Genomic DNA, 15,595 nt, shown 5'->3' with positions numbered 1-15,595 from the left:
ACCTCAAAACTCAGCGGTAGTACTTCTCATAAAAATCGTCCACGGGCATGAACAGATAGCGGACGCCCTCGATAAAGCCGATGAAGCCCGGCAGAAACGTCCAGAACAGGACCAGATACATGATGCCCGCAAAGGTCTTGCCCCGGTAAAACTTATGCGCACCGATGCAGCCAAGGAATATGGCCAGCAGGCTCAGGATGATCTTCTCCTTGACGACCTCACCACGCACAGCCGGCGGTACGATGCTGTAACTGCCCTGGCCGCTCTTATTGCGGCCAGAACGCCCTTTGCCAAAGGTAAAAGGGATATCCTGCCGCGGAGGACGCTTAGCCTGCGCCGCCGGCTGCTTTTTCGGCTGCGGCCGGCTGGGATCATCGGCAATCCCCTCCGACTCCAGATGCTGCTGCATCACCGTCATCTCGGCCTCCATGTCCATGAGCTGAGGCCCCATGACCTTCTCGAACTCAGCGGCATAGGCCTCATCAAAAGCCGCCAGTGTCTCCTTGAGCCGCGTACGCACCTGCCGTACCTGCTCCGTCTCCAGCCGCGTCTGCTCAAGCTCATGGAACTCCTCGCTGAGGCTTGCCGCCCGGTCCTGATAGTAATCGATGAATCGGCGCGCCACAGGCACACGGTCGGGATGTTTCTCCAGATAATTCAGCATGCACGCGGACTCCTGCTGGATGGCCGTTAGCTGCCGGCTAAGCTCCACATCATGAATCTGCCGCCGCACAGTCTCGATGCGGTCATAATCGGCCAGTGCCTTCTGCCAGCTCGCCTCAGCCGCCCGCGCGAGGTCCGCCTGCAGCGCATCCGTACGCAGCTTGCGGCCCCCGCTCTCACGCCAGGCACGCCAGCCCTGCACCAGCGACCAGCCGCCGGCAAACAGCGCCGCCATCCCGAGCCGTGGATAATCGCCACTGACCCAGAATATGCCTGCGCCCAAGAACAACACACCTAGTCCTATATATAGATTCCGCATAGCGACAATTCCTCCCTGCCGTCTCACGAAAAAAACTAGTAAAATCTGACATTTATATCATACCACAAAACATCGCGAAACAACACCAAGACAAAAGCCCTCCCCCGCAGGGGAAGGCTTTCTTCACCAATGATATTTCTCACCACGATTGATTTTGAAGCAGCGGTATATCTGCTCAACGAGCAGCAGGCGCACCATCTGATGCGTGAACGTCAGCTGCGAGAAGCTGAGCTTCTCATCCGCCGCCGCCCGCACCTCCTTCGACAGGCCAAACGCACCGCCAATCAGGAAGGTGATATTGCTGCGTCCCTGAATGCCGAGCTGGTCGATTTTCTCCGCCAGCTTCTCCGACGGCATTTCCTTGCCATACACATCGAGTACAAACAGATAACTGCCCGCCGGCACGAGCCGCAGCAATTTTTCGCCCTCTTTGCCAAGCACCTGCTCCTTCTCCGCTGCCGATGGCTCATCAGGCATCTTTTCCTCGTGGATTTCCTTGATTTCCACCTGAGCAAACGGACGCAGGCGCTTCATGAACTCCGCGATTCCCGCACTCAGATATTTTTCCTTGATCTTGCCCGCACAGACAATCGTAATCTTCATTATTTATTATCCTGCGGCATTTCCTCGAGCACCACATCCACCGTGCGCTCTGCCCCATTGCGATCATACGTCACCTTGACCGTATCGCCGACCTTATGCTCGGCAATCTTGGCGCGCAGATCCGAGACGCTGTTCGTCTCCTCGCCATTGAGCTTCAGGATGATATCGCCGCGCTGCAGGCCTGCCTTGCCGCTCGGGCCATTGAGCGTGAGCTGGAATACATAAACGCCCTTGTCAATGTTGAGCTGGTAGCCATAACGGCCAGCCGTCTGCGGATCGAAGACCGTCACACCGAGATACGGCCGGGCCACATAGCCCTTGCTGAGGATTTCATCGATGACGTTCTGCACCGTATTCGTCGGAATCGCAAAGCCCATGCCCTCGACGCCGCTGGCAGCCACCTTGGCACTGTTGATGCCGATGACCTTGCCGTCGGCATTGACGAGCGCACCGCCCGAGTTGCCCGGGTTGATAGCCGCATCCGTCTGCAGCAGCTTGACGCGCTTATCGCTGATGTCCAGCGTGCGGTTCAAAGCACTGATGACACCGCTCGTCACACTGCCCTGGAACTCCAGGCCCATCGGATTACCGATGGCGATGGCCGGCTCGCCGACCACGATTTTATCCGAATCCGCAAACTCAGCTGCTGGCAGCTTGCCGTCGTCCACACGTACAACCGCCAGATCCGTCATCTCGTCCGCACCGACCAGCTTGCCCTTGAGGCTGCGGCCATCAGCCAGCGAAACAATGATTTCCTTAGCACCGCTGATGACATGGTTATTCGTCACGATATAGCTCTTGCCATCATCGTTCTTGAAGATGACGCCCGAGCCTACCCCCTCCGTCTCGACCGGATTGTTGAACCAGTCACGCGCAATGGCCTTGTTCGTGATGCCGACTACCGCCGGGCCAACCGCCTTGGCCGCACGCACGACCGGCGTATTGCGCGCATCCGAAAGGTTTGCCTCATTAGCGGCCGTCTGCTGGGCCACTGCGGCCGCTCCCGATGACGAGCTATCGCTATTCCCCGCCGTGCCAGCCGAGCACCCCGAGAACGACACCACCGACATTGCTATCAGCAAAGCGCCGATAATGTTTTTCTGTTTTTTACTGCTATTTACCTGAAAGAACGATTTCATGCAAAATCCCTCCCGAATTAATTTCTTACCATTGATACGGTTTCCGTCTGGCTAGCCACCGCAAAATCAAGCGCAATCCCCTGCCGGGATAGGATGCCCTGTACCGTATCCTGCGCCAGCTCCGGCCGGTTGTTCTCCTCCGACAGGTGCGCAAGGAAAACCTTCTCGGGCTGCTTGCGCAGCCGTGCAAGCGCCCAGGCCGCATCCGAATTGGCCAGATGACCGCGGTTCGACAGGATGCGCCGCTTAAGCGGCCATGGGTACGAGCCATTCTTCAGCACCTCAGGATCGTGATTCGCCTCCAGCACCAGCACATCCGCGCCATCAATGGCCGCCTGTACGCTCGCCGTCACAAACCCAAGATCCGTTGCCAGCGCCATGCACTTCGAGCCCTGCACGCGGTAACCGACAGGATCTGCCGCATCATGCGAAGTCGAAAACGGCATGATCTGCACACCGCCCAGCCGGAAACCATCCTCAATCGGATGCAGGCAGTCCGCTGGCAGCTGCGCTTGACAGCTCATATGCGCAAACGTCGCCCGCCGCGTGAAAATCGGTAAATGATACCACTTCGACAACGTCGTGAGTCCTGCAATATGATCGCGGTGCTCATGCGTAATCAGCACACCATCGAGCGTTGCTGCATCCACATCCAGCGCCATAAGCGCCTTCTTGATCCGCGTCGCACTGATACCTGCATCAATAAGCAGCCGGCAGCCATCCATCTCTACATAGACCGCATTGCCCTTGCTGCCACTGGCCAGCACCGAAACCTGCATAACTTGCTTTCTCCTATCCTAATCCTTGATTCTGTAAACTACCTGCAAAAGCCCGGCGCCAAAAGCACCGGGCCAAAACCTATTATACACGCTTATACTCAGTCTGTCATGCGATGGAACCACTTCCGCATAAATATTCACGCTTACACCATTTTCCCTCGTCCGGCATCATCAAGGAGTTCCGGATGACGCACCAGCCAACCGGTCAGCTCACACCATGCATCGCGCTCCTCGCGGAACTTCTCACGGTCACGCTCAAACGGCAGCAAATCTTCCGAAACTGCCAATTGCTGCGACAAGCCATCCCGATAATCGCCAATCCTGTCATGGGTCAGCCAGCAGTAAGGCGTAACCACACGATGGATTGGCTCTGTCAGCGGCTCCGCAATAGAATAATACGTAAAGCCTGCCGGTGCAATGAGCTCAAATAGCGTCGGCATAATATTCATATGCCCGCCAATCGTATTTTCGGCCAGCATATCCGCAGTAAGCTCCGGATGTGATATCGCAAAGGAAGTCAATACCCGCTCACGCAGATTCGGCTCCGTACGGCCCACCACACCACACTGGAACGGAATAAGCCCTGTGGTATGGTCCCCTGTGACAACAAACAGACTGTCTGGATAAACTGTCTGCATCTTTTCAACAAACTTGATCAGTGCCTGATCCGCATACCAGATACCAGCCATCTGTTTCATCATCTTGCCATGTTTCAGCAAAGCCTCCGGCGCCGCAGGCATAACCTTCTCCGCTGAGAATCCATACTCCGCATACGGCATATTATATGGGCCATGATTCGATGTCGTATACAGGAAGTGGAACACCGGCTGCTCCGTATCATCCTGCTGAATGAGTTTAGCGGCCTGCTCCAGGAAAATATGGTCATAAACCCCCAGCCAAGTCTTCGGCGAACCTTTCGGACAGAAATCCGGGCCGCCATGCCAGGCATCAAATCCGATTGCGGGAACAAAGTGCTCGAGACTACCCCAGTTCAGACCGCCTCCGTACCAGAACTCCGTGCGATAACCAAGCTTTTTCAGCTGCAACGGCAGCGATATAGGTATATTGCCATACCAGAATGCCTTATTCTCATTAAGCTCCATGCCGGCATCATAAACACCAGCCAACAAACTAGTCAATGCTGGCTGTGAAATCATGCCTGCTGGCAGGAAATTATCTATGGCTACCGTATGTGCCTGGCTGCGGTAACGGCGGCTGGCTTCCATCAGATTCAGATATTCATACGGAGCATCGAACGGCGCCTGCCCATGACTCTCACCCAAAAGGAAAAAGATATGCTTAGGCTTACGGATGCGTGCCCCCTTTGTCTGATGCTGAAAGGGTGCCCACAAGTTCTCGGAAAACATCTGCGGCGAAGAAAGAACCGGCCGCAGCACCTCAAGCGACTCTGCATCCGTATGCAAAAGAGCCTCACTGACAGTACTCTTGCACGCCAGCTCAAACGCAATCAAATCATCCACGGTTGCCTTACCCAGGAACATATCATTCTTTACAATTGGTGGCACTTCATCCCACTCAGGTTTCTGGCGATGCCGCAACGTACCACCATAGCGCAGCCAATAAAAAAGCACCACGGACGCCGAAAACACTACCGTATTGAGCCCATACTGCAACCAAGGCGATGAAAGCGACAGGTATGGCAGACTTGGCAGGCGCAGCAAACAGCTGCCCACCTGCCAGCTCAGCCAGGTATAGGGAATATAGCCAAGAAGAATCCATGCCCCATAGTTCTGATTGAAAAAAATATCGACAAAGTTCATCTTATCTGCATTGACGCCCAGCTTCATTGTCGGATTGAAGGTATCATGGAAATGATAATAGAAAATCATCTTTCCCATAAAGGCCGTATACAGCACCACCAGATATACCGTAACACCAATCAGCCGTACCGTGTCACCTACAGCATAATACGCAGGGATAAACGCCGCCGGCAGTGAGACAAGCACCAATAGATACAGATATACATACGCATTGAAATCCATGCCCCACCAGAAACCATAGCGAAAACACGTAAACCACTTACGCCACTCCCCCACGGGACTTTTCTTCGGCCCATAAACCAATATAAACGCCAGCCGAAAAATCGCACAAACCGCTGGAGCCAAAAGTACCAGCTTGATATCCTGCTGCAACCCTGCCCAAAACGCTAAAAACATTACCTAACCCCCAACATTTCATAGGACAAAAGCGCCCCGCCTCTAATATTGCTATACATATCTGACCGCAATAGGCACCAGTTCCTGCATGCTATGTACCACTTGGTCCGTATTGATTACATGGATAGCAAACGGCTCCTCACCAAAGTTCATGATATTGCGCAAATTCACCGTCCGATCCTCATTCTCCGCAATTTTCAGCAGCCACTTGGCGCAATTATTTCCACAAGCCGAAGCATTGAAAACCATCTCTGGCATGAACTTCACCAGCATCAAAGTCTTCACGCCTCCCGACAACCGCTCTGGCGCAATCTTCCCCAGTACAGGACTGTCAATAACCCCTGTTCCCAAAACTTCAGATTTATCTACATCAGCAATCATCCGCTTGGAAAAATCATCCACAATCCAATCATCATCATAGCTGTTTTTAAAAAACACTGCTGTATTAAAAATAACCCCTGGCATATCGCCATAAAAGACATGCAACACCTGAATCACCATCCCAACCGATCTGCCAGCGGTCTTATCGCCGTCAATATCTTCATCTTGTTATTCTCATGCAGATACACAGGATTCAGCTTGCTTTTCGCATACTGATAAATCGTGCCTTTCGTACTATCCTGCAAAACTTCTGTAAAGAACTGTTCCCAACTGAAATATTTCTCGCTATCAATATAAGCATAAGGCTTCGCCAGCATATCCAGCAAGTTTTCTCTTAGAATAAGTCCCGATTGCAAAATCAGCCACTCAAAAGACTCCGGAAGGTACAAATAAATATTATCACGAATTTTCATAAGCTCAGTAATCCGTTCCATCTCGGGGCCAAACGCGGCTCCATCAGCAATAACCAGCACAGGACCCTTGCTATCCATAACCGCCTTAGCCATATTCGACTTTCCCGCAGCCGCTATGCAATCGCCTCCATGCTCTTGGATAATCTCCCGGAAGAACTGATAGCCCGAATTGGAATCTTCCGTCAGGATATTCTCTATCTTGCCATTTCCTTTGAAGGGAATATTTTCATACAAGCGATAGAACTCATGATAGGAAGATTTCAGTTCCCCATATCTTCCCGAAGTCCTTATGCCGTAAATCTCATCTACGCTATACGGAATATTTTCCAAACGCTCACGTGTAACGATGACATAGTAGTTAGACGAGTGACGGATAGCTGTAGCAAAGTCCTGCGATAATACAAAATTATGGCCTTCATCGATAAATATGATACAGTTTTTCAGCTCCGCTATATCCCGCTCCCACTTACGGCCTGACAAAACCACACATTCCCTGTCGCAACTTATCGTAATGCCACTATCGATACCATTTTCATTGCAATCCCGAATCATTTCCACGAGCGTAGTCTTTCCCGTGGCACTCTGACCTCGGATAATCGTCACATTCCGCCGGATTGTAAATTTATACTGCAATCTTCGGCTATTTATCACCACATCGTAACTGCCACGCAAAAAAACTCACCTCATTTTACCTTTACTCGCAAATTGCTGATATGGGTTTCATACTTTTTCATAAATCGTCACGCCATCACGCGCCCGCGAGCCAAACAGAACTACCTTTTGGACATTATACTCCTTAGCCAGCTCTTTTATCCCCGCAATAATTTTTTCTGGTAAATCCATCCTTTTTCACTCCCTCTGTTCAGCAGGTACAGCAATATATTTCTGCAAACTACTCCGTGGCTTATTCGGCATTGTCATACGCAACTGACCCGATTCTAATAATGGATTCAGATACCGACGGCGAAAATGCTTACGATCTGTCAACTCTAAGCATTGCATCATCTCTTGCAATGACCTAGGCGTTTCACAAAATGCCAACAAGCGAACTATTTTAGGGTCATCGAATACTACTTGGGGGGTGACTTGGGGGGTGACTTGGGGGGTGACTTGGGGGGTGACTTGGGGGGTGACTTGGGAGTGATGCTCTTTTCTACGCGAAAAAATTACAGTAAATCCATACGCATCCTTACGATAATCCACCTTACATCCTGCCACATCACATAAATGCTGAATACGCTTCAACCCTGTCGCAAAACTCTCCATATCCTGCGAATAGTATAACACACGCGTAATCAACGGATTTCGCCTGATGGGACGTTCATTTCCTTCAATATACATCTGTGGCGTCAAGCGATTTGGAAACTCCCCAGGGCTATATATCTCTATCCGATTGCGATAAACAGCTACATCAATACTTTCCCCGGATTCAATGGAACGATGCGCAAAAGCGTTGATTAGCGCTTCACGTAATGCACCAACTGGAATCTCAGGAACCTCTACCCGCTTCATACTGCCATTGAATTCTACACGCCAATCCATAGCATCTACTAAGTATTGCTCCGCCATACGAACCAATTTGAAAATTGATCCTGTCTCTCTACGAATATCCGTAAAGGTCAACCGCTCATCCGAGGCATATTTCGCCATTTGAATTTCGTTTATATTGCTTTCCACAAACAATGCTGCGCCTGCATTGAGCAATCTCGAGCCACGAACAAGATTCAACCGATTCAACACTACAATGGGATTTTCTTCCAAAAACGTGATTCGTCCCACCTGTTTCGCACGTTGCAAATAATCTTTTAACACCCCTGTATTTACATCCGAAATCTGATACTCTGACTCACGTTGTTCCCAATTACGCCCCTTGTCCTCACGAATTCTAAGCATATCTGCATAAGCGTCCTGATCCATAACCAAATCTTCGTCTGCTACACGAATCCGCGGAATATTATACGCCAAATAGGGTTGCGCGTATCCCTTGAACTTGACGTGCACAACCTGACGATTATCAATCATCTCTTTAGTAATTTCCGGATAAATTACCGGCTTAATATGTGTACGGATAGCCTGACTTACCTCACGCAACGTATGATCGGTAATATTTTGTCCCACCACGGTCCCATCGTTACGAATACCAAAGTACACATCACCAACACCATGTTTATTAAGGATGGCAACAATTGAATATACGGCCTCCTTCAATTCGCTAGTGCTCTTTTTAAACTCAACTTGTTCGTTCTCTTCTCCAAGATTCAATTTATACACCATCCCTTCAACTAATGTTTTACCTTCTTTATCTCACTAAAAGATTCGACAAATCATCCACTAATATCTAATGATAACCAATTATACATCTGGTAATATTTTTGAATAAAAGTATACAACTCCCATAGCAAACAAAGATTCAAATAAAAGGGCATCATTTTCTCTTAAAGAATCCCCACTTATCATATTTTTTACACCATAATTATACTTAAATAACCCCCCCACATTCTCATTGCATCCTAACACAGGAGCTACAGAATATTTTGCTATACGAATCACATATTCACTCCCACTATCTTCCTTTAATTGTTCCATAATCATCGTACTATTTTCAGATTGAATAATATTAACAATACCGAAAGAATAAATCATCATCGCTATATGTAATGATAGCATACTCATCCAAATCACTTTCCTTTTCATCCTAGAAAAAGGACCATAATACATATTAATTTCCCAGCACCACATCATTCCAATAGCAATAACAACCACCAAATCTATCATAAAAAAGAAAAGCGTTGATATATATTTATTCTCCCCATCCATTGCTAGCTCATTAATTATTTTCAACAATTTCACAGCCCACATATATATCATTAACAAAATCGGTATACTATGCACAATAAAATCATTTATTACACATCTATTTACCTTTATGTTCCGCCACCAATATATATATGCTAATAGCAACACCTCATATATAACCCCCATCAATCGCCCACTAAACCAAGGTACAATCAAGGCGTATGCCTCTATAATTGTCAGATGTATCAATAATCTTTTTTCATAGAATCTATAATATGATAATAATATTTTTCTTTGTAACCTTTGTATTTTAGGAATAATCAATATATTATAAATAAATCGCGTAAAGACTTTGTCGCGAAATTTCAACATTCTCGTTTCATTATCACATACCCCACTTATTATTTGACACAGCATAAACATAAATGCATATATAAAATATATAAATAATAACATACTCAACCAACTCACGCAAAAATACGTTTATATAGAATAAAGCTATCCTTCCATACAAAATATTACACTAATCAGTTCCTTTCTCCAACCCCGGATCATCGCTGATTTTCTTTGTACCATACATAGTCAGGAAGCGTCCGAGATTGCCATCATAATCCTGGCTGGTTAAATCATTTTCTGGTTCATAAACACTTTCCGCCTTGATTCCCATTACGCCCATAACCGTATTGAATATCAAATCATTCGTGAAATAGTCATTTGCTCTGCTCTTCAACATCCGAACAGCTTCTTTGTTTTCTTCCATGTAGCGTGGCGACAAATACATATAGAACGGAATATATACCATATCATATACAAAGTTTGCCGAGTTATGCGATAAATCTTTGTCTATCCCTTCTCCATGATCAGAAAAATAGATTAAGCCCTTGAAATCTTTTTTCTGTGACAATTTGTCAACGATATTGTTGACGACATAATCCGTATAGTAAACACTATTATCATACTCACTAAGATATCCCTCACCTGTAAACTTTTCAAATTCTACAGGATAACGGCTATGATAGGATAGGTGACTGCCCATCAAATGAATAACAATCAGCATCTTATCTGAATAATCGATATCATCTAGGCGATTAACCAATTCTCCATCGTAATAATCCGTATCCAGTGTATTGCCGATATGCGTATTGATACGAATCTGCTGATCCGATTCATCAGAAATAATCGTGATGGGGTTATCCCAACCACTGAAACGAACCTGATTGCTAAGCCATACTGTCTTGAAGCCAGCAGCTTTGGCCATATCAACGATAGATACAGCTTCTTTTATTTCCATATCATTATACTGGTTTTTGGCGGTCAATACATACGGCAAGGCATGCCCCGTATCACAATAACAAGCATATGCATTAGAAAAAAGAATCACATTTTCTTGATTTTTTACCGAATCCAGCCAAGGTGTTGTTTCTCTTCCATATCCATATGCTGACATATGATTCCGTGCTTCAGACTCGCCAATTACCAAAACATATATACCCTTATTGCCACTTTCTATAAATGACATATTTTTTAAGACATTCTCATTGCGTTCCTGCTTAGCGCGAACATATTCTGCATAGCTTTCCTGATAGTCACGAGCTTCATGCGCAGCCCAAGTTACAAAATTGTCATTCGTCCTTACCATCAATACAATATTTAAAACAATCAGTAACACTATAAGAATGTAATTCTTCTTTGCCTTCTTAATCTCTAACTGATGAAGACTTTTATACAAGAACGCTGCCAATGCCGCTATTCCCGCAAAAACAAAGGCCACTTTAAGTTCCATACGATCACGAAGGTAATCCATTGCCTCTGAAGGATTCGTTTGCAAGATAGCCGAAATTGCATCAGCATTTATCCAAGTATGTTCCGAAAAGTAATTTCCCCATATCAACAACAAAGGAAGAACAAAAACTCCCCCCAGCAACACAGCTGCTATATTGCGGACACACTTAGAATTGATAAGCGATACAATCAATAAGCTTATATTGACAGCTGCCACCGCAAAAGCAATAAAAGTATCAACATCCCATACTTTTATTTGTCCTGGCGCCAAGAACCTGACGATGAAAACGGAAAAAGATGCCCCAAGCAAGGCAATAAGCATCCGATAATACGAATTCTTATAAACATATATTTTTCGTTGCAACACAATCAACAACGATGCCACAAGCAAAAAAGTAGTATGCTTCAAGCTGAAGTTCTTCATTGCCAACGACGTGATAATTGTTGAACTTATATACATGAAAACCAATAACTTTATATCACAGTATTTCTTCACTAATACATCCTCGTTTCTCTGACATATTCATCTCATTGAATCATCTACAAATTTGATAATACTTCATCTCTTTAATTTTAGGTCATGAAGCGTTCATACCACATTTGAAATACATAGAATTTCCACAACACATTATGTGCCTCTCTATAACTATGAGTTAAAAAGGAACTATATAAATTTTTTATTGCCTCTGCATCAAATAACCCTTGTTTTTTCAAATAACTTGGTTCTATATACTTTCTCAAGTCATCGTTGTCATCTAAATAAGATCGAACCGACATGCAAAACCCATGTTTAGGACGTTCGAATAATTTTCTAGGAACATAATCTGCCAATAATTCTTGCAAAATATATTTTTTATGTTTCTTGTCCTTATATTTAAATTTTTGTGGAATGCTATAGGAAAATTTTATAATATCAGGATCAAGCAAAGGGCTTCTGCATTCCAATGAAAAACGCATACTCGCTCTATCCACTTTTGCCAGTATATCATCAGTCATAAACGTAATCTGATCTAATAACATCTTCCGAATCTGATAGGATTCTTCTCTTAAATCAGCTTCGTCAAAAGCGATCCCCGCCTGTTCTCCCAATACATATTGTTCTGCTTCATCAATATCATATTTTGTTAACAACTGCGTGACAGATAATGGCTGTCCAAAAAACATATTTATTTTATCCGACCTTTTGGACTTTATATGTTTGCCAGTTATTCTATAGATTCCCCTTGCCAGGAATTGTGTTACCTTCGCATACGGATACATCTTATCCATATAAGCCATTTTATCGTATGAATCATATCCACAAAAAAGTTCATCCCCCGCATCACCAGAAAGTGCTACCGTTACATCTTGACGGGCAAATTTAGAGACCAACATCGTAGGTATCGCTGAATTATCTGCATGTGGTTCATCAAAATAGTAGCACATATCATCCAGCATTTCACGATAGTTATGTTCATCCACATAGAGTTCATGATGATCTGTGCCTAAAGCATCTGCAACTTTCGAAGCATAATTTGCCTCATTATCCTTGTCATTATAAAAACCAATACTATAGGTTTTTATCTTCTGATCACTGACTGCCTGCGCAATGGCTGTAATCAACGACGAATCTATACCTCCTGACAAAAAAGTTCCAACTGGAACATCTGCAATAAGTCGGCGTTTTACAGCTTTACACAGCAATTCCCGCAACTCTTCTTTTGCAGTTGCAAAATCATCAGGACCACAATTCTTATACTTATCATACACTTCAGGAACATTCCAATAACAAATATCTTGCTTAGAATGTCCTATATCTTGAATCTTGTACCGAATAATATGACCAGGGAGGACACGTTCAACATTATGAAAAACTGTATCTCTACCACCAAAATATCCACGATACATATATCGTGCCATCAAATCTGTTCTTAACTCTTTTCGAAAATGAGGATACCGATATATTGGTTTTAATTCTGAGGAAAATACAATATCCTTGCCATCATCATAAAGATAAAGAGGCTTCTTTCCCATTCTATCACGTACGAGGAAAATCTCCTGTGTTCGAAAATCCAGTAACGCAAACGCAAACATTCCATTAAAATCATCAACAGATTCAATCCCCTTATCTAAATAAGCGGCAAGAATCACCTCTGTATCACAGTCACTATGAAAAACGTAGCCTTTTGCTATTAGTCTATCGCGTATTTCTCTAAAATTATAAATTTCTCCGTTGTAAACAATCCCCACATCATCCCCATAAAACATTGGTTGATGACCAGCCTGAGACAAATCCAAAACAGATAGTCTTCTATGACCTAAGCCAACAGTCATCCTTCCCATTCTAGCAATATATTCGCCGCAATCATCCGGGCCACGATGCTCGATGCTGTCATTCATATACTTTAAATTATTTATGTCAGTATTCCTTGTTGACACGAAACCACAAATCCCACACATAATAGTTTACGGTTCCTTTCCAATCATCACAACATATAAATCATAAGCAACATTTTTTCACGAGGGAATGCCTATTTCCTGACAGTCATTCACCAATCAATCCATTTTATATTTACACAATAAATACTTTATATACCATTTTATAAATAATCCATACTCACCCTTTATCATCATCCATCGCGAAATAAGCCTTAACGTTGTGTACCTCTTTTGATATCCATAAAAATCTGTCCATAACGATTCTTTTCTGTATTTATCAAACAATGCGACATCAACACAATTCTCACTCAACTCTGCAAGCTCACCTTCACTTGTAAATTTCCACGGCTTATACGCTCCAGCATAATGTAATATAACTGTATCTTCCAGTAGTTTTCCTTTATACTTCTCTCTCAGTACAGGAATCATCAAGTGAAGTCTATCCGACAGCTCTCCCCATAAACCAACAGTTACACTATTCATTGCCCCTTGGTCCATAAAGCTGAACGTTCTTATCCCCATAGCTCGTTCATGCAACATCTCAATAACTTTTTCTGAAATATTATTTTCATGCCATTTCTTCAAATCAATATACATAACACCAGAATTGAAATATTTATCTTCTTTTCCCAATCCCAATTCTTCTTTATGTTCTTTCAACGAGATGCCCCGCAAGGTATCTTCTACCGCAAAGAATGTTTTATCACCAAATTCTATCGCTTCAAAGTCCTCTATTTTACCTAAGAATAATGTATCTACATCCATATAAAGCAACTTCTTAACAGCCGGATACAATACAGTTGCCATTACCACACGATAATATGCTGCGGTTGGATTATTTCTCCCCACATAATCAGCCAAAGTCTCCCCATCAATATGATATATATTAATCGATATATTACTGTATCGCTCCACAAACTTCTTCAAGCGGTCTATACTATCAGCAGAAATGTCACTTGTTCCGATATTTACATCTATTTCCCTTTTCGGATTATTGATTGCCAGCGAAGTAAGCATTATCCCTAATGGCGCAACAAATTTTTCGTTAACGCCTACAGCTATATTGAAATTTTCAGCATTTGGACTCCTTCCTATATTTTCTACACTGCTGATTATCCGTTTTAAGTCCTGTTCATACATCCTAAAATCCACCTTTTCGACATATAATCTCTTTCTGGGCATTTCTCTGCATATTTTTCATATTTTCTCTTCTCACTTCATTAGCCGCTTCATACGCACTAAAATCGATTCATCGATTTCATCCAGCATCTGAAATCTTTTTCGATAGTTTGCTCTTTTCCGAGTTGGTATCTCTTCCATGGTCTTACGATACTCTTTCAAAGGCAATTCGAAGAAACGCAAATCTTTGCAAGGCGTTCCTCCCGATTCTTGCCAAAACTGACTGAAGTCTGTCTTTAGTTTACGGTCCCGGCGGATATGATTATTTGCATAATATCCATGATTAGTTACCGCATAGATATGCTTGAGTCTCAAAGCCCTTGCAAGTTCCTGTGTCACATGCAAGATAAGGTTTTTTGTCCTGTATGCATGACAACGTTTTGTTACCCTTTTAATAATCTCCCGTGCATTCTCCATATTCGGGCCCTGCATCGCGCCAATCCACAAAGACCATTCTCTTTGCCTATCTTTAGCAATCCAGAAAATCATCTGATATAATTCTCCCTCATCGCAAGATAGAACTAACGATAACAGACCTTCCTTACGTTGTCCCGGATGATAAGAAAGAACAAGCCTTAAACCAGCACCTTCATCCGTCGATTGCCAAAGCAACTTTTCTTTTTTTGCATACAAATCCAGAAAATCCTGTTCCTTTACATGTTCCGCCAAATATTCCATATGCTCTTCCACCAGCGTTGCTCGCTCAGAAAAAGTAGATTTGTTATAAAAGAAAGCTCGCGTCGGCTGCTCATAAACAAAGCCATATTCTGCTGCAATCTTTTCCATAAGCGGCGTACTATGAAAAAATTTTTCCAACCGCTTCATCCGAAAAGGGTGTAACAAGCAACGGATGGCAAACACCACGAAACGATGAACTTCCCTAGGATTCTGCATATTGTATATTTTTCTTCCGATATCAATATAACCTAACATAGATTCTCCATTC

Annotated in this window: 14 protein-coding genes; all 14 read right to left on the bottom strand. The window is 44.4% G+C overall.

Going from position 1 to position 15,595, the window contains the following annotated elements:
• Positions 1-10 precede the first annotated feature (10 nt).
• Entirely contained in the window at positions 11-982 is a 972-nt protein-coding gene (locus tag BM181_RS15425) for a 5-bromo-4-chloroindolyl phosphate hydrolysis family protein (protein WP_082336231.1), read from the bottom strand.
• Between the two features lie 123 nt (positions 983-1,105).
• Positions 1,106-1,585 (bottom strand): 23S rRNA (pseudouridine(1915)-N(3))-methyltransferase RlmH, encoded by a 480-nt coding sequence (gene rlmH, locus BM181_RS07880; protein WP_075443640.1) that lies wholly within the window; start codon positions 1,583-1,585, stop codon positions 1,106-1,108.
• Positions 1,585-2,724 (bottom strand): S1C family serine protease, encoded by a 1,140-nt coding sequence (locus tag BM181_RS07875; protein ID WP_075443638.1) that lies wholly within the window; start codon positions 2,722-2,724, stop codon positions 1,585-1,587. Before BM181_RS07875 ends, rlmH begins: the two co-directional genes overlap by 1 nt.
• 17 nt (positions 2,725-2,741) lie before the next feature.
• Positions 2,742-3,503, bottom strand: coding sequence for an MBL fold metallo-hydrolase (locus tag BM181_RS07870; protein WP_075443636.1), 762 nt, complete (start codon positions 3,501-3,503; stop codon positions 2,742-2,744).
• A gap of 143 nt (positions 3,504-3,646) precedes the next feature.
• Positions 3,647-5,680: an LTA synthase family protein gene (locus tag BM181_RS07865; RefSeq protein WP_075443634.1), complete on the bottom strand. Its 2,034-nt coding sequence runs from the start codon at positions 5,678-5,680 to the stop codon at positions 3,647-3,649.
• Between the two features lie 51 nt (positions 5,681-5,731).
• The gene (locus BM181_RS07860; protein ID WP_256211326.1) at positions 5,732-6,181 is read right to left on the bottom strand and encodes a DUF4869 domain-containing protein; all 450 of its coding nucleotides are present in this window, start codon (positions 6,179-6,181) and stop codon (positions 5,732-5,734) included.
• A complete protein-coding gene (locus tag BM181_RS07855; RefSeq protein ID WP_442758763.1) occupies positions 6,175-7,032 on the bottom strand; it encodes a hypothetical protein in 858 nt (285 codons plus the stop codon). The genes BM181_RS07860 and BM181_RS07855 overlap by 7 nt, the downstream gene beginning before the upstream one ends.
• A gap of 162 nt (positions 7,033-7,194) precedes the next feature.
• On the bottom strand, positions 7,195-7,317 hold the full coding sequence (locus BM181_RS15570) for a hypothetical protein (protein WP_256211325.1): 123 nt from the start codon (positions 7,315-7,317) through the stop codon (positions 7,195-7,197).
• A gap of 6 nt (positions 7,318-7,323) precedes the next feature.
• Positions 7,324-8,736 carry a Fic family protein gene (locus tag BM181_RS07850; RefSeq protein ID WP_177207182.1) on the bottom strand — a complete coding sequence of 471 codons (1,413 nt, stop codon included), beginning with the start codon at positions 8,734-8,736 and terminating at the stop codon, positions 7,324-7,326.
• 90 nt (positions 8,737-8,826) lie between these two features.
• Positions 8,827-9,486, bottom strand: coding sequence for a hypothetical protein (locus BM181_RS07845; RefSeq protein ID WP_143092142.1), 660 nt, complete (start codon positions 9,484-9,486; stop codon positions 8,827-8,829).
• A 307-nt stretch (positions 9,487-9,793) separates the two neighbouring features.
• Positions 9,794-11,548 carry a phosphoethanolamine transferase gene (locus BM181_RS07840; RefSeq protein ID WP_075443627.1) on the bottom strand — a complete coding sequence of 585 codons (1,755 nt, stop codon included), beginning with the start codon at positions 11,546-11,548 and terminating at the stop codon, positions 9,794-9,796.
• Positions 11,549-11,625: 77 nt separating this feature from the next.
• Positions 11,626-13,491: an asparagine synthase (glutamine-hydrolyzing) gene (asnB, locus tag BM181_RS07835; protein ID WP_075443626.1), complete on the bottom strand. Its 1,866-nt coding sequence runs from the start codon at positions 13,489-13,491 to the stop codon at positions 11,626-11,628.
• 96 nt (positions 13,492-13,587) lie between these two features.
• Positions 13,588-14,610, bottom strand: coding sequence for a glycosyltransferase family 8 protein (locus BM181_RS07830; RefSeq protein WP_075443624.1), 1,023 nt, complete (start codon positions 14,608-14,610; stop codon positions 13,588-13,590).
• 72 nt (positions 14,611-14,682) lie between these two features.
• Entirely contained in the window at positions 14,683-15,582 is a 900-nt protein-coding gene (locus tag BM181_RS07825; RefSeq protein WP_075443720.1) for a VirK/YbjX family protein, read from the bottom strand.
• Positions 15,583-15,595 lie beyond the last annotated feature (13 nt).

This window comes from Pseudoselenomonas ruminantium (assembly GCF_900113715.1).
Lineage (GTDB): Bacteria > Bacillota > Negativicutes > Selenomonadales > Selenomonadaceae > Selenomonas_A > Selenomonas_A caprae.
Note: the sequence above shows the minus strand (reverse complement) of the source record. Positions and strands in the feature narration are given on the sequence as shown.